The organism is Streptomyces noursei (assembly GCF_016917755.1).
GTDB lineage: Bacteria > Actinomycetota > Actinomycetes > Streptomycetales > Streptomycetaceae > Streptomyces > Streptomyces yunnanensis.
Genome location: NZ_CP070326.1, coordinates 1,139,983 through 1,156,207, shown reverse-complemented (window position 1 = coordinate 1,156,207; position 16,225 = coordinate 1,139,983). Strand labels below are relative to the sequence as shown.

Annotated in this window: 14 protein-coding genes and 1 pseudogene; 5 read left to right on the top strand and 10 right to left on the bottom strand. The window is 69.2% G+C overall.

Annotation, left to right across the window (positions count from 1 at the left end):
• Positions 1-38 precede the first annotated feature (38 nt).
• Complete coding sequence (locus tag JNO44_RS05160; protein ID WP_205361798.1) at positions 39-941, top strand: RNA repair domain-containing protein; 903 nt, start codon at positions 39-41, stop codon at positions 939-941.
• Between the two features lie 250 nt (positions 942-1,191).
• On the opposite strand, the gene JNO44_RS05155 is transcribed toward JNO44_RS05160, so the two are convergent.
• From JNO44_RS05155 to JNO44_RS05145, 3 genes are all read right to left on the bottom strand, one after another.
• Positions 1,192-2,679, bottom strand: a complete 1,488-nt coding sequence (locus JNO44_RS05155) for a CoA transferase (protein WP_205361797.1) — start codon at positions 2,677-2,679, stop codon at positions 1,192-1,194.
• Positions 2,680-2,750: 71 nt separating this feature from the next.
• Positions 2,751-3,737 (bottom strand): 3-hydroxyacyl-CoA dehydrogenase NAD-binding domain-containing protein, encoded by a 987-nt coding sequence (locus tag JNO44_RS05150; protein WP_205361796.1) that lies wholly within the window; start codon positions 3,735-3,737, stop codon positions 2,751-2,753.
• A 51-nt stretch (positions 3,738-3,788) separates the two neighbouring features.
• Positions 3,789-4,526, bottom strand: coding sequence for an acetoacetate decarboxylase (locus JNO44_RS05145; protein ID WP_205361795.1), 738 nt, complete (start codon positions 4,524-4,526; stop codon positions 3,789-3,791).
• A 136-nt stretch (positions 4,527-4,662) separates the two neighbouring features.
• Between JNO44_RS05145 and JNO44_RS05140 the strand changes: the two genes are divergently transcribed.
• Positions 4,663-5,568, top strand: coding sequence for a LysR substrate-binding domain-containing protein (locus JNO44_RS05140; protein WP_205361794.1), 906 nt, complete (start codon positions 4,663-4,665; stop codon positions 5,566-5,568).
• 682 nt (positions 5,569-6,250) lie between these two features.
• On the opposite strand, the gene JNO44_RS05135 is transcribed toward JNO44_RS05140, so the two are convergent.
• Positions 6,251-7,843 (bottom strand): putative glycoside hydrolase, encoded by a 1,593-nt coding sequence (locus tag JNO44_RS05135; protein WP_240167424.1) that lies wholly within the window; start codon positions 7,841-7,843, stop codon positions 6,251-6,253.
• A 179-nt stretch (positions 7,844-8,022) separates the two neighbouring features.
• Here JNO44_RS05135 and JNO44_RS05130 point away from each other — a divergent pair, with 179 nt between their 5' ends.
• A complete protein-coding gene (locus JNO44_RS05130; RefSeq protein WP_205361792.1) occupies positions 8,023-9,060 on the top strand; it encodes a polysaccharide deacetylase family protein in 1,038 nt (345 codons plus the stop codon).
• Positions 9,061-9,226: 166 nt separating this feature from the next.
• On the opposite strand, the gene JNO44_RS05125 is transcribed toward JNO44_RS05130, so the two are convergent.
• The 3 genes and pseudogenes from JNO44_RS05125 to JNO44_RS05115 form a co-directional block, all read right to left on the bottom strand.
• On the bottom strand, positions 9,227-9,652 hold the full coding sequence (locus tag JNO44_RS05125) for a PPOX class F420-dependent oxidoreductase (RefSeq protein ID WP_205361790.1): 426 nt from the start codon (positions 9,650-9,652) through the stop codon (positions 9,227-9,229).
• 127 nt (positions 9,653-9,779) lie between these two features.
• Positions 9,780-10,769: pseudogene (locus tag JNO44_RS05120) on the bottom strand (IS630 family transposase); the annotation flags it as partial.
• Entirely contained in the window at positions 10,741-11,187 is a 447-nt protein-coding gene (locus tag JNO44_RS05115; RefSeq protein ID WP_205361789.1) for a recombinase family protein, read from the bottom strand. The gene JNO44_RS05115 and the pseudogene JNO44_RS05120, both read right to left, overlap by 29 nt.
• A gap of 173 nt (positions 11,188-11,360) precedes the next feature.
• Between JNO44_RS05115 and JNO44_RS05110 the strand changes: the two genes are divergently transcribed.
• A complete protein-coding gene (locus JNO44_RS05110; RefSeq protein WP_205361787.1) occupies positions 11,361-11,978 on the top strand; it encodes a flavin reductase family protein in 618 nt (205 codons plus the stop codon).
• A gap of 426 nt (positions 11,979-12,404) precedes the next feature.
• The gene (locus tag JNO44_RS05105; RefSeq protein WP_240167423.1) at positions 12,405-13,349 is read left to right on the top strand and encodes an endonuclease/exonuclease/phosphatase family protein; all 945 of its coding nucleotides are present in this window, start codon (positions 12,405-12,407) and stop codon (positions 13,347-13,349) included.
• Positions 13,350-13,421: 72 nt separating this feature from the next.
• Here the strand turns inward: JNO44_RS05105 and JNO44_RS05100 are convergent, their stop codons facing one another.
• The 3 genes from JNO44_RS05100 to JNO44_RS05090 form a co-directional block, all read right to left on the bottom strand.
• Positions 13,422-13,649, bottom strand: coding sequence for a DUF2277 domain-containing protein (locus JNO44_RS05100; RefSeq protein WP_205361785.1), 228 nt, complete (start codon positions 13,647-13,649; stop codon positions 13,422-13,424).
• 39 nt (positions 13,650-13,688) lie between these two features.
• A complete protein-coding gene (locus JNO44_RS05095) occupies positions 13,689-14,441 on the bottom strand; it encodes an alpha-ketoglutarate-dependent dioxygenase AlkB family protein (protein ID WP_240167422.1) in 753 nt (250 codons plus the stop codon).
• A 1,042-nt stretch (positions 14,442-15,483) separates the two neighbouring features.
• Positions 15,484-16,065 carry a methylated-DNA--[protein]-cysteine S-methyltransferase gene (locus tag JNO44_RS05090; RefSeq protein ID WP_205361783.1) on the bottom strand — a complete coding sequence of 194 codons (582 nt, stop codon included), beginning with the start codon at positions 16,063-16,065 and terminating at the stop codon, positions 15,484-15,486.
• Positions 16,066-16,225: the final 160 nt, after the last annotated feature.

The following is a 16,225-nucleotide window of genomic DNA, read 5'->3' as shown; positions in this document are numbered from 1 at the left end:
GGGGAAGAGAATGGGGTGAAGGCGGAAGAGAGGGCGTGATGCGAACCAGCGACGAGATCTATCACCGGGTCTGCTGGGACCCACGGTTCGACCCGGCCCGGTTCGTGCTGGGGATCAGCCAGCGCGGGGATGCCGTCAAACGCATTCCGCTGCCTCTCTTTGTTCCTGGGGGCGACATCCCGTGGCACCGGGTGATGTTCATCGAGGCGGACGGCGAGGTGGTCTGGGACCGGACCACAGGTGTGGACCGCATCGACGCGTGGGGGGCCGGCCGGGTGCGGGCCCCGCAAGCGCACCTGAGTTTCGCCAGGGGCGAGCCTGCCGGCGCCCTCGATGTGTTCCCGACGGCCCGCACGGCGGTTGCCTGGATCCCGCCTGCGGAGCTGTGGCCGCCGATCCAGGACATCCGCCGGGATTACGACCCCCAGATCCACCGCTGGCCACCGCATGTCAATGTGCTCTTCGGCTTCGTGCCGGAGTCCGACTTCGAGCGGGCGGCCCCGTTGCTCGCCGCAGCGACGGCCGAGGCACCGGCCTTCACCGCCCGGCTGGACGGGGTGCGCACCTTCCGACAGAGGGCGTACGTCACCGTGTGGCTCGACCCTGCGGCCACCGGCAAGGCACCGTGGGCACATCTGCACCGCGTACTGCAGCAGCGGTTCCCGCGCTGTCGTGCGTCCGCCAAGGACTTCACCCCACATCTGTCCCTGGGGCGGACCCGGGATCCGCGGCGAGTCACCGCCGACTGCGCCACCCGGCTCGACGCCATGACGGCGACGGTCTGGGAACTCGTCCTGCTCTCACGCAGGGGCGACGGGCCGATGAGGCCACGGGCCACGGTCGCCCTGCGCTCGGGCGAGGTCCGCTGGCTGCCCGGGCCCGGCCCCGAAGCGCCTGGCCCGGACGACACCGCATGGCTTTCCGCGATCACTGACAGGTGAGGCGATAGCCAGGTGAGGCAAAGCGCCGCCCGCGTTCCACCATCAGTAGTGCCCGCCCCGGTCACGTCGTACCGCTTCAATGGGCCCTCGGCCCTCGGCGGTCGCGATCACGGCGAGGCGGTCGTTGGCTTCCGCGGGGATACGACGCGGCCTCGTTCCTGGTTCCTCGCTACCGTGTCCCTTCGTCCGTTCGTCCGTTCGTCCGTCCGCCCGAGGTCGAGCGGACGGACGGCCCCTGCAAGGCGGTGTCTCAGCTGCGGGGCAGCCATTCGGGGCGGCAGGCGCCGCGCGGCAGGAGCACGTGCCGGTACGCGCCCGGGGTGTCGGACATCCGCACCTGGTCGGTGATGCCCTGGTAGTGGCCGAGCGGGGTCTGGGCGGTGAAGGTCTCCGGGTCGGGGTAGGCGTGGTCCCCGCCGGTGCCGGCGATCTCGGTGGCGTAGTCCTTGTCGAAGATGCCCATGCCGAGGATCCACAAGGCGACGCGGGACAGGGAGACGTGGACCCGGTAGCTGCCGCCGTCGATGGCGCGGCGGCGCAGGGCCTCCACGATGCCGGCGGTCAGGAACCACGAAACCAGGTAGTCGTTGACCACGGTGATCGGTGGCAGGGCGGGCTTGTCGCCGTCGCCCTCCAGGTGCAGCAGGCCGGTCAGCGCGCCCGCGGTCTGGTCGAAGCCGAGGTAGTCGGCCCACGGGCCACTGCGCCCGTTGAGCGAGACGGTCGCGTGGACGAGCCCCGGCCGCCGGGCGATCGCCTCCTCCTCGGACAGGCCGATGGACTCCAGATAGCCGGGGCGGCGGTTGGCGAAGAAGACGTCGGCGCCCGCCTGGAGCGCGTGGACGCGGGCCAGACCTTCGGGGGTGTACGGGCTCACGGTGGCCGAGCGCACGCCGACGTTCGCAGAGAGGTACGTGACGTCGTGCTCCAACTCGTGCGGGCGCCACAGGTTGAGCACGTCGGCCCCGTGCAGGGCCAGGGCGCGGCCTGCACCCGCGCCCGCGATGATGTGGCCCATGCCCAGCGCGCGTACCCCGTCGAGCGGGGCCGTGGCGCCCTCGGGCAACGGCTCGGGGGCGCTGTCGCCGACGCGGGTTATCTCCACCAGCGGCATGCCGGAGAGGACGTCGGTGTACTGCCGCTCGGCCAGGATCTCGCTGGGTGTGCGGACCATGGGCATCACGGCCCCGGCCTCGGCCCCGGCCGCCTCCAGCTCGCGGGCGTTCCACTTGGCGATGGCAGCGGCGACCGCCTCGGGCACCTCCGGTGCGCCCAGCAGCTTCTGGGCGGCGTTCTTGATGTTCGGGTAGATGTTGAACGGCATCATCCACCGGCCGTCGGCGGTCCGGTAAAAGGCGTTGGCGTAGGCCATGTTGGGGATGGACGGCGCGCCGCCGGGATAGCCGTTGAGCAGCTCCCACTTCTGTTCGTAGAACGGGCACAGCCGGTGCGGGCCGACCCGCAGGTCCATGTGGATGTCCTGGCCCCGGCCGGTCCGGTCCTGCCACAGCGCCGCGAGGGCGGCGGACTTGGCGACGAGGGCGATGCCGGAGGCTGCGCCGAGCCGCAGCGTGCTGGGCACGACCGGGTCCGCGCCTTGGAACGTGATCGCGCCGCCGGTGTCCTGAGGCTTCAGCCCGATGCCGGCCAGCACCTCCTTTGTCTCAGCGTGGACGTCGAAGGCGTCATCGGTCGCGGGGTCGGCGATCGCCTTGGTGATCTTGTCGGTGAGCGACATGGTGGTTCGTCTTCCTCGGTGTGAGGCGTTCGGTTGAGAGGTGTCAGGCGTGTGGCGTCAGGCGTGTGGCGTCAGGCATGGACGGCGGCGATGTCCGGCGCGGTGTCCGGGGTCTTGCCGAGCGCCCGCATCAGGGCGATCTGCGCGCGGTCGCGGCCTGCGGCGAGCTCGCCGACCGTCTCGTCCCCGAACGCCTCCTGCGCCTGCTCGGTCAGCACGGCAACGGTGGGCTCGTCGAAGGTGGGGTTACCGAGACCCGGCCAGGTCGCCTCCATGGCGCTGCCCAGGTGCTGGATGAAGTGCGGCAGGCCGCCGGGTCCGCCGCCGAGGTGGAAGGTGCGGAAGGGGCCCGCGACCGCCCAGCGCAGGCCGATGGAGTCGGTGACGATCTCGTCCAGCTCGGCCTCGGTCACCACGCCCTCGGCCACCAGGTGCACGCACTCGCGGAAGAGCGCGGACTGCAGGCGGTTGGCGACGAAGCCGGGGATCTCCTTGCGCAGGATCTGCGGCTTCTTGCCGAGCGAGGCGTAGAAGTCGCGGGCCCGCAGCAGGGTCCGCGCGGAGGTCTTCGCGCCGGGCACGATCTCCACCAGCGGCACGAGGTGGGGTGGGTTGAACGGGTGGCCGACGACCAGCCGTTCCGGCTGCTCCATCGCCTCGGCGATCGCGCTGGCGGGGATGCCGGAGGTGGAGGTGGCCAGCAGCGCATGGGCGGGGGCGGCGTGCTCGACGGCCCTCCAGATCCTCTGCTTCACCGCCAGCCGCTCGGGGCCGTTCTCCTGCACGACGTCGGCGTCCGCGACCGCGGCCGCCAGGTCGGCCTCGAAGCGGAGGCGAGAGGTGAAATCCCCGGTGGGGAGCCCGAGTTCGGACAGGGTCGGGGTGATCTCCGCGAGGCCCGCCAGGACCTGCTGCTCCGCGTCGGGGCGTGGGTCGTTGACGGTGACCTCAAGGCCGTGGGCGAGGAAGAGAGCCGCCCACGAGATCCCGATCACGCCGCCGCCGATGACCGTGGCGCGGCGGTACGCGGCGGGGATGTCCGTGCTGGGTGCGTTCATGGTGCGTACACCGCTTTCTGTACTTCTCGAAAGGACTGCTCGGGGGCGCCTTCAGCGGGTGAGGTAGTCGTGGACGACCTCGGCCGGGTTGAGGGTGAGGTCGGTGAGGATGTGGCTCGCGGAGACCACCTCCAGCACCGGCAGGTCGGCGAGCGGCGCCAGCGCGTGCGCGAAGAGCTCCAGGCGGGCCGGGCCGCGGAAGGCGCTCTTGACGGTGAGGTCGGTGATCTGCGTGCGGACCAGCTCGCAGATGCGCGGCCGCCCGTCGTAACCGGGCACCACCTTCACCATGTACGTGGGCACGCAGATCTCCGCGCGGGCCTCGTCCGGGTCCATCGGGTGGTGCTTGTAGCCCATGGTGGCGGTGGCCACCCGCAGAGAGCCGTAGTCCAGGGTGCCGACCAGGGTGTCGGAGTCGACGAAGAGCCGGGGCTTGCCTGCCTTCTTCGGGTACGCGCTCAGCTCCCGCCCGCTGGAGATCGCCGGCACGCTGTCGAGGTACATCGCCAGGTTGTACTCGCCGGGCTCGCCCCCGTACGTGACGGGGACGACCTGCCCCGCCTCCGTGTAGTCACCAAGACCCGTCACGTCGGGCATCCGCATGATCTCGAACCGCACCAGCGGTTCGGGAACGGAAAGGGGCTCGGGGACGACGCGTCGCAGGGCCTCGGGGTCGGTGCGGTAGGTGATGTTGAGGTACTCGCGGTCGGTGAACCGATACCGGGTGGGGGCGAAAGCGGGTGCGTCCAGCGGGGTGGTGAACAGCCGGGCGACGTCGTGCATGTGCATGAGTGGCCTCCTTGGAGACGCCTGTGCCGTGTGCCGGCGCTGAGCGGATCCTCCGCTCAGCGCCTGACACCACTCCACGCCCCCGGCCCCATATCTGTCCAATACGCTTTCCCTTCCCTTTGATATGGTCTGCCATATGGACCTGTCGAAACGCCTGCTGGAGCAGTTCCTGGCCGTGGCCGAGGAGAAGCACTTCGGCCGGGCCGCGGAAAGCCTCTCGATGAGCCAGCCCCCGCTCAGCCAGGCCATTCAGCGACTGGAGCGCGGCCTGGGCGTGACCCTCCTGGAGCGCGGCCCGAGCAGCCCGCGCGGTGTACGCCTCACACCCGCGGGCGCGGCCTTCGCCACGGAGGCGCGGCGGCTGCTGGACTCCCAGTCCGCGGCGATCGAGCGGGTCCGGCGCGTCGCGCACGGCCTGGAGGGGGACGTCCGGGTGGGGTACGTGAGCATCCTGAGCCACCGTCACCTGCCCTGGCTGCTCCGCGCGACCGCCGAGGAACTCCCCGGCCTGCGCGTCCACTTGCACCAGGACTCCACAGCCACCCTCGCCGAGATGCTCAGCGCCGGCACCCTGGACCTGGCGTTCGTCCGCGACCCCTCGCCCCTGTCGGACGACCTGGCCGTCCGCGACTTCGCCGTCGAGCGCATCGTCGCTGCCCTCCCGCACGAGCACCGGCTGGCCGGATCCGACGCGATCGCCCTGACGGACCTCCGCGACGAGGACTTCGTCCTGCCCAGCGGGGATGCCCTCCCCAGCCTCGCCCAGCAGGCCCAACTCGCCTGCCGTGACGCCGGGTTCACCCCTCGCTGCCGCGCCGGGGCCGACGACCTCACCGGCCTGCTCGGCTACGTCGCCGCCGGACTGTGCGTCAGCCTCCTGCCGGAGGACCTGCGCGACTTCCCCATCCCCGGAATCGCCTTCGTACCGCTGCGCGGATCGTCGCCGCACTTGGAGACGACCATCGCCGCCGTCCACCGCCCCGACGCGGACGCCGCGGTGCTCCGCCTCCTGGACCTCATCCATCGCCACGCACGGCCGTGACATTCGTCCTGGACAGGTGCGGAGACACGACTCTGCCCCGCGCCCCTCGCCCGCCGCGAAACTCTCCGTACGGCCGCAGCGGCTCTGACGGAGCCCGCGGCGGCGGCAGCCCCGGACGGGGCGCTGCCAACGTCCCTCGCACGGCCCTCATGAAGCGGCACACGGACCGAGACCCGGCAAGCCGAAGCCGACGCAACGCATACCCGGTCTCAGACCTCCACCGGCCCGGGCCGCGGTCACCCTCGTCAGGGCGAATTGGTGCCAGTGAAGTTGACGCTCCTGGTGCGGTAACCGGGTGCTGAACGCGACGACAGTCTTCTTGGCCCGTGGTGGTTGTGAAGGCCGATGTTGTTGTGGTGGGGGAGGTTTCGGTGTCGTTGCACGCCAGGAAGATCGACGGGGTTCCCGAGGAAACGGAAACGGCTCGGGTGGCGCGGGCTGCGTTCCCGAAGGGCTGCCTGGCGATGCGGGTCCATGACGAGTCGGGCGAGCTGCCTCGGACGCGGACTTCGCTGGCGAGACCCTGCGAGCTGCGTTGAACAGCATGGCCGTCCGCAAGCCGGAGTGACTGAATCACGACATACCAGCACTCACACCAACCTGACCAAGCCCTCCTGCCGGTCCCGCCGGAAACCGAACAGGCAGGGGGCCCAGGCACGACCTGCTGGGATCCCGGACCTTGTCACCGCAGGGTGGCGAGCGCCGCCCCTTGATAGGCGGCTCCGGCGTTCCAGAGCAGGAAGGAGTTCATGCCGTCCCCGGCCGCAGCTCTGATCTGGTCGGCGACTTCATTGGGGCCGTAGTGGACGCCGAGGGAGAAGTCCTGGAGCCAGGGGACGACGGTGGCTCCGGTGCCCTTGATCTGTTTGGCGAAGTCGGCCAGCGACCGGTTGACGATCTCGTAGGGGCTGGCATTCGGGCTGGCGACCCCGTACTCACCGGCAGCCCAGTGCGAGGGGTAGACCATGGGGGCGATGTAGTCGGCGTGTTGGGCCATGGCGGGGATGTCCTGGGCGATTTCGGTGGGCCGGGTGGCGGCGATGCCGAACACCGAGACCCCGAGGTACGCGCCTTCGGGGCGGATGCTGCGGCGGGTGTCGGCGACGAAATCGGCGATGGACTTTTCGGGGGTCTGGTCGCCCAGGCCGGGGAAGCGCAGCGTGGAGAGCTTCCCGTCGGGGCGGCGCACGTAGTCGTACAGGATGTCGTCGAAGCCCAGCTTGGCCGCTTCGGTGGCCAGGGCGATGTTGTACTGGCGGACCTCGGGATCGGCGAAGTTGGTGAAGGAGAGCTTGCCGTAGTGGCCGCCGTCGTACGGGCTGCCGTCGGGGGCCTGGACCAGGCGGTGGTCCTTGCCCTGGCGGTGGGATGCCTGGGCCAGGAGGGGATCGCGGAAGGCGACGATGCGGCCGACGACGCGGGCTCCCATGCCGTGCAGGGTGTCGAGCACCTTGTGTGCGTCGTAGCGGTTCTTCACGGCGCCGATCTCGCGGGCCAGCGGCACGGAGGAGTCGTAGCCGACCTCGCCGTCCTCGTCCTTGATGTCGAGCTCGACGGTGTTGAGCTTCCTGTCCTTGATGAGCTGGAGAACCGGCTCACGAACCTCCGGCGAGGCCCATCCGATGGCGGTCAGGTGCGCGGCCCGGGTGAGGGGATAGGGCGCGACCGCGTCCACGTGCCCGCGGGTGACGTTGCCGCCCGCGTCCATGGCCGCCACGTCGATATGGGCGGGGGGCCGTTCGAGCCGCCGGGAGAAGGTGCCGTCGTCGCGGACGGGCACCGGCGCACCGGCTATGGAGACCTTCACCCGCCCGGCGTCCTCGACCCGGCCGCGTACCGTCACCGGTGCGCCGGGCCGGGTGGCTCGGACGGGGGACAGCCGCAGTTTCGGGGCGGTGGTGTCCACCGTGAACGTCCGGGATATGTCGTGCAGGAAGGGCAGGCCACTGTGGGATGTGGCGGTCAGTTCGTGTCTGCCCTCGGCGAGCACGGGGGCGTCGAGTATGACGCGGCCGTCGGCCCGGTGGGTGTGCACCGGCTTCCCGTCGAGTCGCACCTCCAGCTCGGCCAGGTCGTCGGCCCCTTCCTTGGCCGTGATCGCAAGGTGCGGGCTGCTGACGTCGGCTCGGCCCAACACGCCCTCGCTGCCGAGCCCTTCGACCCGCAGCTGGTGAGACAGGGACTGTATGGCGAAGGCGCCGAGCGCCGTGCAGGCCGGGACCACCAGGGAGATGGTGATGACGGCGGATCGTATTCGGGGGCGATGTCCACGCATGTCCACTCTGCCGTTCTCGAAAGAGGTGTTCTTGCGTCATGAGATAGCCGCCACGCCGTCCGCCCAAGAGGTTTCGAGCGAGTAGTCATGCTTTCGGCCTAGCGTGCCGGGGTGCGCGTCACGCTGTTGCCCGAGGCTTGGAGGTGACGGGCAGCATCTCGTTCACATCCGGAGGCATCATGCGGCCATCCCATCGAAGCGGTGGCGCGGTCATCGTCGCATCGGCAGTCCTGCTGCTCACCGCCTGCTCGGCGTCCCAATCCGCGCTGGAACGGGGCCGAAACGGGCCGCCGGGCAGGGCACACAAGGCCGGCGGGCAGGCGGCCGTCGCCGACCCGGCGGCAGTGCAGGCCGACGAGCTCGGTGCGGTCCCGGTGCTGATGTACCACCAGCTGGTGGCCGAGCCCCGGAGTGTGTACGACCGCACACCGCAGGACTTCCGCGCCGAGCTGGAACGGCTGGCACGGGAGAGATACGTACCGGTCACCGCGCGGGAGTTCAGCAGCGGGAAGATCGACATTCCCGCCGGTACCCACCCTGTGGTGCTGACCTTCGATGACTCGACCGTCAGCCAGTTCCGTCTGAGCCCGGACGGCCGGCCCGCGTCCGACACCGCGGTGGGCATCCTGCTGGACGTCGCCCGGAAGCACCCCGGATTCCGCCCCGTGGCGACCTTCTTCGTCAACGCCGACCCGTTCCGTGAGCCAGGCGGCCGAAAGCCGTTGGACTGGCTCGTCAAACACGAATTCGAGATCGGCAACCACACCCTGCGGCACACCGCGCTGGGGACGGTGGACGACGCCACCGCCCAGGAGGCCATCGCCGACAACCAGAGGGCAATCACCCAAGCCGTGCCCGGTTTGTCGGTGGTGTCGATGGCACTTCCCAACGGTTCGATGTCCCGCTCCCGGCAACTGGTGCTGGAGGGAGCCGCGGGCGGTGTGCGCTACCAGCACCAGGGCGTCTACCTGGTGGGAGCCAACCCAGCCCCCTCCCCGTTCTCGACCGCCTTCGACCCGGGAGCCATCCCGCGGATCCGCTCCCAGGCGGCGACCGGCCCGGAGGCCCAGTTCACCTCGACGGCCTGGCTGGACAAGCTCCGCGACGGGACGGTCAGGCGGTACACCTCGGACGGCGACCCGAAGAGGATCAGCTTCCCCAAGGCCGAGGCAGCCAGCCTCGCCCCGGCCCACCGACAGGCCGCCCGGCCGTACTGAACGGGGACCCGGAACCGCGAACCTCAATGATCGAGGATCAAGGAGAGCGGCAGGACGAAGTCGATGCCGACCTCTGAGCCAAGTCGTTGACCGCGTCAGCGAGCGCCTCCGGCAAGACCCTGGCCGGCCGGGCTGCTGTGCCGGTCCTCCTGTCGGTCCTCGCGACTCAGTGCGCAGTCGGCGCCCACGGGCCGACGCCGCCGATGCGTTCGACGGAGTAGCGCACGAGGTAACCGGGCGTCTTCTCCCCCGGGAACTCGGCGTCGGGAGAGATGTAGGTCTTCGCCAAGCGGTTGAGCAGATCCCATGCGTCCTCGCTCGGCTGAACGGTGGCCCTCGCCCGCAACACGGCGTAGGGATTCAAGAAGACGCCGGGCTTTCGTGGGGCGTCGAAGGAGAGCACCACCCGCGGGTCCCGCTCGATGTTGCGCAGCTTCACATGACGCGACATGTGGCCGCAGACGAGATCACCGCCATCCACACCGATCCAGATGACGGTGACCTGCGGGCTCCCGTCGGCATTGATGGTGCTCAGGTGGGCCATGGGGCCGGAGGCGATCAGATCACGCAGTTCAGGCGGCAGATCGGTCACAGGATGATCCCTTCTCCTGAGAGCTCGTCGGCAGGATTCCCCAGCTCGCCAACATATCGGTGATCGGCGGGACCCGCCCTTCCCGTGCCTGCCAATTGCTGCGGGCCCAAGCCCTCACCGCTGGCTCGTGTCCTGAGTCGGGGATTCGTTTGCCGTATGTGGCGACTTTGTCGAGGATTTCGTCGGCGGTCTTCGTCCAGGTGAACGGTCGTGGGTTGTCGTTCCAGTCGGTCAGCCAGGTACGGATGTCGCGTTCGAGGGCCTGGACGGAGCGGTGGACTCCGCGCCGCAACTTCTTGCTGGTCAGCTCGGCGAACCACCGCTCCACCAGGTTCAACCACGATGATCCGGTAGGCGTGAAGTGCAGGCGGAAGCGGGGATGGGCCAGAAGCCACTTCTTGATCGCCGGTGTCTTGTGGGTGGCGTAGTTGTCCAGGATCAGGTGCACCGCAAACGTGGCGGGGACTTCCTTGTCGAGCTTGGTCAGGAACTTCTTGAACTCGGCGGCACGGTGACGGCGGTGGAGTGAGCCGATCACCTTGCCGCTGGCCACTTCCAGGGCGGCGAACACCGTCGTGGTGCCGGCACGAACGTAGTCGTGGCTGCGGCGTTGGGGCACCCCGGGCATCATCGGCAAGACGGGCTGGGATCGGTCCAGTGCCTGGATCTGCGACTTCTCCTCCACGCAGAGCACCAGAGCCTTCTCCGGCGGGTCGAGATAGAGACCGACCACATCGCGGACCTTGTCGATGAAGAACGGGTCGGTGGAAAGCTTGAAGGTCTGGAAACGGTGTGGAGCCAGGGCGAACGCCCGCCAGATCCGTGAGATGGCCGACTGGGACATCCCCGTCGCCGCGGCCATCGACCGCGTCGACCAGTGGGTGGCGTTCGCTGGCTTCTCTTCAAGGGTTTTGACAATCACCCGCTCGACGTCGGCATCGGTGATCTTCCGCGGACCGCCGGGCCGAGGCTCGTCGCACAGGCCATCCAGCCCGTGTTCCAGGAATCGCCGCCTCCACTTGCGGACGGTGTCCGGAGTGATCCGCAGCCGGCGCGCAACCTCCATGATGGACAAGCCCTTGGCGCACTCAAGCACGATCGACGATCGCAACGACAGGGCCTGCGGCCACCGGACGCTTGACGTACTCGACGATGTCGATGAGGTCTTCGAGGTCGCGCGGCTGGCGGACGAGACGGTCGAGGTCGTAGAAGCTGACGCCGTCGATTACGCCGAGCGTGAGGTCGGTGAGCAACCGGCGGAACTCGGGAGGCAGGACGATCCAGTCGATGGTCCCGTCGGGCTGGGTGGCCTTCCGCTTCTTGAAGGCGGAGGTGTCGTTCTCCTTGTAGATCTTGGTGAATGATCCCCAACCGAGGCGGGTTCGGCTGTCCTCGGCGTCTTCGAGCTGGCGGTCGACGCCGGCCTCCAGGCCGAAGCGGTCGGAGGAGATGCGAAGGTAGGCGCCGGGGCGCTTGCGGGCTTTCGACGCCAGGTGGTCGTAGAGGTTGAGGGGTGACGTGCCCGCCGCGGGCATGGGCGGGGACCTCGAAAGTCCTCCCGGACGGTGGCGCTGGCAGTGGCTGGCACGGCGTCGGCTCCTGGCGCTCGATGGCTCCGAGGCCAGGCACTTTCGACCAAACCTTGCGGTGGGGTGGTGCTGCGGATGGTTCGTGGAATCCGCGGCCCCGCAGGTGGATACTGATCACCATGCGAGTTGATTTCAATCCTGCCGAGATGCCCCGCAATGACTTCTACAAGCTGTTGACCGCCACGGTCGTGCCGCGGCCGATCGCCTGGGTGTCGACCATCTCCCACGATGGGACGGCGAATCTGGCGCCCCATTCTTTCTTCAGTATCGCCAGCGTGGCACCGCCGGTGGTGCAGTTCAGCTCCGTCGGCCGCAAGGACACCTTGCGGAACATCGAGGCCACCGGCGAATTCGTGGTCAACTTCACGCCGGAGGAGCTCTTTGAGCAGATCAACGACACGGCCACCGACTTCCCGCATGGGGTGAGCGAGTTCGAGGCGGCGGCGATCGAGGCCGAACCGAGCCTTCGGGTGAAGCCGCCGCGGGTCGCCGCCTCACCGGTGGCATTCGAGTGCGAACTGCACAGCACACTGCGGATCGGGGACGGCACCGTGGTGTTCGGGCGGGTCGTACATGCCGTGGTCTCGGACGACGTCCTGGTTGACGGGCACCCGGAGATCAGCAAGTTGCGCCCGCTGTCGCGGCTGGGGAAGAACGAATGGGGGACGGTCAGCGGCGTTCGCGACCTCGCTCGGATCCGGCACGAGGATTGGCAGGGTCCGGCAGCCGACCGTTAGTCGTTGGTGACCGGCGGGCAGATAGTGGGTGGGCAGCAAACCGTGGTCCGAGAGACATGGGCCAGGGTTTCACGGTCAGTTCATTTCCGGAGGACTTCCGGAACTTCGTGTGTTGCGGGAGTCTGAGCCACGACGTTGTCCAAGACGGCTGAGGGCGACTGCAGCAGATCGGGAAGTCGGTCGCCCTGGGCCGGTATCCGAGAGTCAGGATCCTGGAGTCGGGAGTGACTTGTGGACGGGTGCGCCGCTGAGTGGACGGAATTCGACCCGGTTTCCCCTGTCGATCACATCGGTCGTGTTCTGTCCCCTGGGGCTGGCTCAGATTCTGGCCAGAATGCGCCGACGTCGCGTGTTGTCGCTGCGGCTTCAGGGGAATCCGGGGAATTCCGGGAGGAGGCTTCCGGCGCGGCGTTCAGCCGGCGGGCCGTGCTGCGCGGAGTTTCCGCCACAGCCGTCACCGGATCTGCCACGGCAGCAGTGCCGGCGGCGGCGTACGGTGGCGGCACCGCGTACGCCGCCGCCGACGGCGGTCGATCGCTGCGCGTGATGACGTTCAACTTGCGGTATGCGTCGGATTCCCGCCCGAATTCCTGGGCCGAGCGCAGACCGGTCATGCGGAGTCTGTTGCACCGGGAGGCCCCTCATCTGCTCGGGACACAGGAGGGGTTGTACGGGCAGTTGCGTGATATCGCGACGGATCTCGGCCCCCATTACGACTGGGTGGGGACAGGCCGCGCCGGCGGCAGCCGGGACGAATTCGCGGCGATCTTCTACGACGTGCGGCGTCTCGCTCCCGTGGAATACGACCACTTCTGGCTTTCGGACACGCCCTATGTGATCGGCTCCAGAACCTGGGGAAACACCGTGGTCCGGATGGCCACCTGGGTACGGTTCCGGGATCTTCGGCACCGCGGTGGGGAGGGCGGAGCCGGGGAAGGCGGCCGGCGTGGGGCAAGCGGAGAAAGTCAGGGTTCCGGGGATTTCTATGCGTTGAACACGCATCTTGATCACGCTGTGCAGTATGCGCGGGAGCGTTCTGCTGCGCTGATCAATGAGCGGTTGGACGCCCTGGATCCGACATTGCCGCGGATCGTCACCGGCGATTTCAATGTCGCCGCACACAAGAACCCCGTGTACGAGACCATGCTCGGGACCGGCAAGCTCGTCGACAGCTGGGATGCGGCCGAAGAACGCAGCGCCCAATACGGAACGTTCCATGGATATCGCCCGCTGGTCCCGGACGGCGACCGCGTCGACTGGATCCTCACCTCGCCAGCGGTGCGGACACGGCGCGCGGCGATGAATACCTATTCGCTGCGCGGGCAGTTCCCGAGCGATCACCTTCCGGTGCAGGCGCTGGTCGATTGGTGAGGGACACATGAGGGGGATGGTGGGATGCCCCTTGTACGGGCGACGGGGCGTTCTGGTCGTCGAGACGGCGTCCTACTGGCGGTGGACGGTGGTGGAGCCACGGACCTGAAGGCCGTCGAGGAGTTCCTGGGTCGCTGCCGCCACGGCATCGACGGCTTGGTCGAACACCTCGCGGTTGTGGGCGGCCGGGGCGCGGAATCCGGAGACCTTGCGGACGTACTGCAAGGCCGCCGCGCGGATGTCCTCGTCGCTGACCTCGGGGGTGACGGGCGGACGGAGCGTCTTGATGCTGCGGCACATGCGTCCAGTGTGCCCCGGCAGAGGCCCGGAGGGCGCGAATCAGCTGAGTCCGGTGACCCGCATCGTGATGTTGAGGCGGCCGGTGGAAATGCCGGTGGTGGGGTCGCCGGTGCCCGGATGGACCTTGGGCACGCCGTGGTACACGAACCGTGAAGGACCACCGAAGACGAAGAGATCCCCCGAGACCAGCTCGATGTCGGTGTACGGCTTGGTGCGGGTCTCCGTATTGCCGAAGCGGAAGACGCAAGTGTCACCGATGCTGAGGGAAACCACCGGCGCGCTGGAACGCTCTTCCTTGTCCTGGTGCATTCCGAGTTTGGCCTCGCCGTCGTAGAAATTGATCAGCGCGGCGTCCGGGGTGTAGTCGTCGCCCGCCGAGGCATCCTGATATGCGTCGACCAGTGCGCGGCGGCCCAACGCGACCATCCAGTCGGGGAATTCGGCGACCGGCGCACCGTTCACATCGTCGGCGGTGCGGCTGTACGCATACGGCTGCCAGTGCCAGCCGATGCACACCGTCTGCACGGACATCACGCCGCCGCGCGGCAGTTTGGTGTGCCGGATCGGAGCCGGGCCGCGCGCCCACTCCCGGCAGGCGGTGACCAGCTCACGCTGCTCGTCGAGGGACAGCCAACCGGGGACGTGGACCGCCCCGGGAGCCAGCTCCCAGCGGGTACGGCCTTCGAGGCCGGCGGTCGCTCCCGATCGGCGGGCGCCCCCCTGACGTCCGCTCGCCCTGTCGGCACCGTGCAGCCGCCCGACGTCCTCGAAACCGGGGAGTGGGGTGCTCATGGGCTTGTGACCTGCCTTGATGCGGTGGGAAATGGGGCAATCGACGGAGACTCGGACGGGCAATCGACGGAGACTCGGACTCGGACTCGGAGTCGGGGAGCAGGGGCAGGGACCGGGGGTGGGGGATGGTGACAGGACGGGGGATGGCTGTTTGCTGTGTGTGCTTCTCCTGATTTTTCTTTGCTTTCAGCCTGCCACGGGATGGGGCGGGTGGGGGTGGCGGTGGGATGTTCGGTGGCACTGGGGTGGTGCCGGGAGGGAGGGCCCTGAAGGCTCTCGCTCCCTGCTTCCCGAGCCGTACGAGGCATCGGGGGATTCCGCGATGCGCTCAGGGCCCGCCGGGGGGAGGCGGCGGGTGGGGTACCCGGAGGGTGCCGGGTGACCCAGCCCCGGTCGATGAGCCAGGTGCCGCCGTCGGCGGAGACACCGCGCATGCCCTGGAGTGTCGCCGGACCGGCCAGGGTGACGAGGCGGGAGTCCCCGAGCGCCGCGAAGCCGTAGGTACGGGCTGGTTCCCAGTCGGTGCTGTGGCGGAGTCGACGGCTCATCTGGGCCCAGCCCAGCGGTGCGGCGGCGACCACCCAGGCGTCCGGACGATCGGCCGTGAAGCGCCGCGCGGGGCGCAGCCAGGACGCGGCGTGCTCCGGCCAGTCGACCACCGCCAGGACGGTTCGGCCGGCCGCTCGCCATGCCTCTGCCCATGCCGCGGCGGCCGCGGTGGACGCATCGTCCCGGCTGTGTCCGATGGTGACGGCGAACGGGGCGCTGGGGCGACGGCGACGCGGGTGGCGGGTGTGGTGCGGGCCCGGTAGGCCGTCCGACCCCGGCACCGTCGGGACGGGAGGGGAGAGCAAGAGGCCGAGCAGGGCGGAGAGTTCGGCGTCGGTGTGGGGGATGGGGGAGGAGAACGGCTGGTATGTGTCCGCCTCGTCCGGCGGGATGAGGGGAGACGGCACGTCGCGGAGGGCGCCGGTCGGGGAGGTGCCGCACGCAGCGGCAGGCGGGACGTCCATGGCGATCGGCGGGGAGTCGCTCACCGCGTTCAGATGAGGGTGGGCTGGAGGGCGCCTTCGTGCGTCAGCAGCGCGATCTTGCGTTCCACGCCGGCTGCGTACCCTCGCATACCGCCGTCCGCGCCGATCACCCGGTGGCACGGTCGTACGACCAGCAGCGGGTTCGCTCCGATCGCGGCTCCCAGCGCGCGGACGTCGGTACGCGGTACGCCCAGGGCGTCGGCGAGCCGACCGTATGTGGTCGTGGTGCCGTACGGAATCTCGTCCAGGGCCTGCCAGACGCGTTCCTGGAAGTCCGTACCCGTGGCTTGAAACGACAGTTCGAACCGGGGCAGTTGGCCGGCGAAGTAGGCCCGCAACTGCCGGATGGCCTCGGCGAACGGGCGGGCGTCGCGGCGCCAGTGTGTCCGTACGACGGTGGCGCCGCGCTGGCCGGGGAGGGAGAGCGAGGTCAGAGCAATGCCGCAGGGCGCGGTGGGGGAGTCCACACCGACGAGCAGCAACTCGCCGAGGGGACTGTCGAGGGTGGTGCAGTAGGTCACGGTGGTGGGCGCCGAAGCGGGGGCGGGCGTCGAAGCCGGTGTGGCCGTGTGGCGGATGCTGGTGTGCATGATGCGTCCTTGTCGTGCTGATACCGGGGCTTTCTTCGAGTCTGCCGGTATGCGGACGCAGCTACTGGCGGAAATCGGACGTGGTGGTACGGGGCGGATGGGTTGAGGAACGCCCTGGCCTCAGGCGCCTGACGTGCCGGGATTGCAGATGCTTCGGCCC

Coding starts and splice junctions, on each gene's coding strand:
- JNO44_RS05140 (WP_205361794.1), top strand. CDS start 4,663: ATGGACCTGTCGAAACGCCTGCTGGAGCAGTTCCTGGCCGTGGCCGAG.
- JNO44_RS05130 (WP_205361792.1), top strand. CDS start 8,023: ATGCGGCCATCCCATCGAAGCGGTGGCGCGGTCATCGTCGCATCGGCA.
- JNO44_RS05135 (WP_240167424.1), bottom strand. CDS start 7,843: ATGCGTGGACATCGCCCCCGAATACGATCCGCCGTCATCACCATCTCC.
- JNO44_RS05115 (WP_205361789.1), bottom strand. CDS start 11,187: ATGCCCGCGGCGGGCACGTCACCCCTCAACCTCTACGACCACCTGGCG.
- JNO44_RS05095 (WP_240167422.1), bottom strand. CDS start 14,441: ATGAGCACCCCACTCCCCGGTTTCGAGGACGTCGGGCGGCTGCACGGT.
- JNO44_RS05160 (WP_205361798.1), top strand. CDS start 39: ATGCGAACCAGCGACGAGATCTATCACCGGGTCTGCTGGGACCCACGG.
- JNO44_RS05090 (WP_205361783.1), bottom strand. CDS start 16,065: ATGCACACCAGCATCCGCCACACGGCCACACCGGCTTCGACGCCCGCC.
- JNO44_RS05110 (WP_205361787.1), top strand. CDS start 11,361: ATGCGAGTTGATTTCAATCCTGCCGAGATGCCCCGCAATGACTTCTAC.
- JNO44_RS05100 (WP_205361785.1), bottom strand. CDS start 13,649: ATGTGCCGCAGCATCAAGACGCTCCGTCCGCCCGTCACCCCCGAGGTC.
- JNO44_RS05155 (WP_205361797.1), bottom strand. CDS start 2,679: ATGTCGCTCACCGACAAGATCACCAAGGCGATCGCCGACCCCGCGACC.
- JNO44_RS05145 (WP_205361795.1), bottom strand. CDS start 4,526: ATGCACATGCACGACGTCGCCCGGCTGTTCACCACCCCGCTGGACGCA.
- JNO44_RS05150 (WP_205361796.1), bottom strand. CDS start 3,737: ATGAACGCACCCAGCACGGACATCCCCGCCGCGTACCGCCGCGCCACG.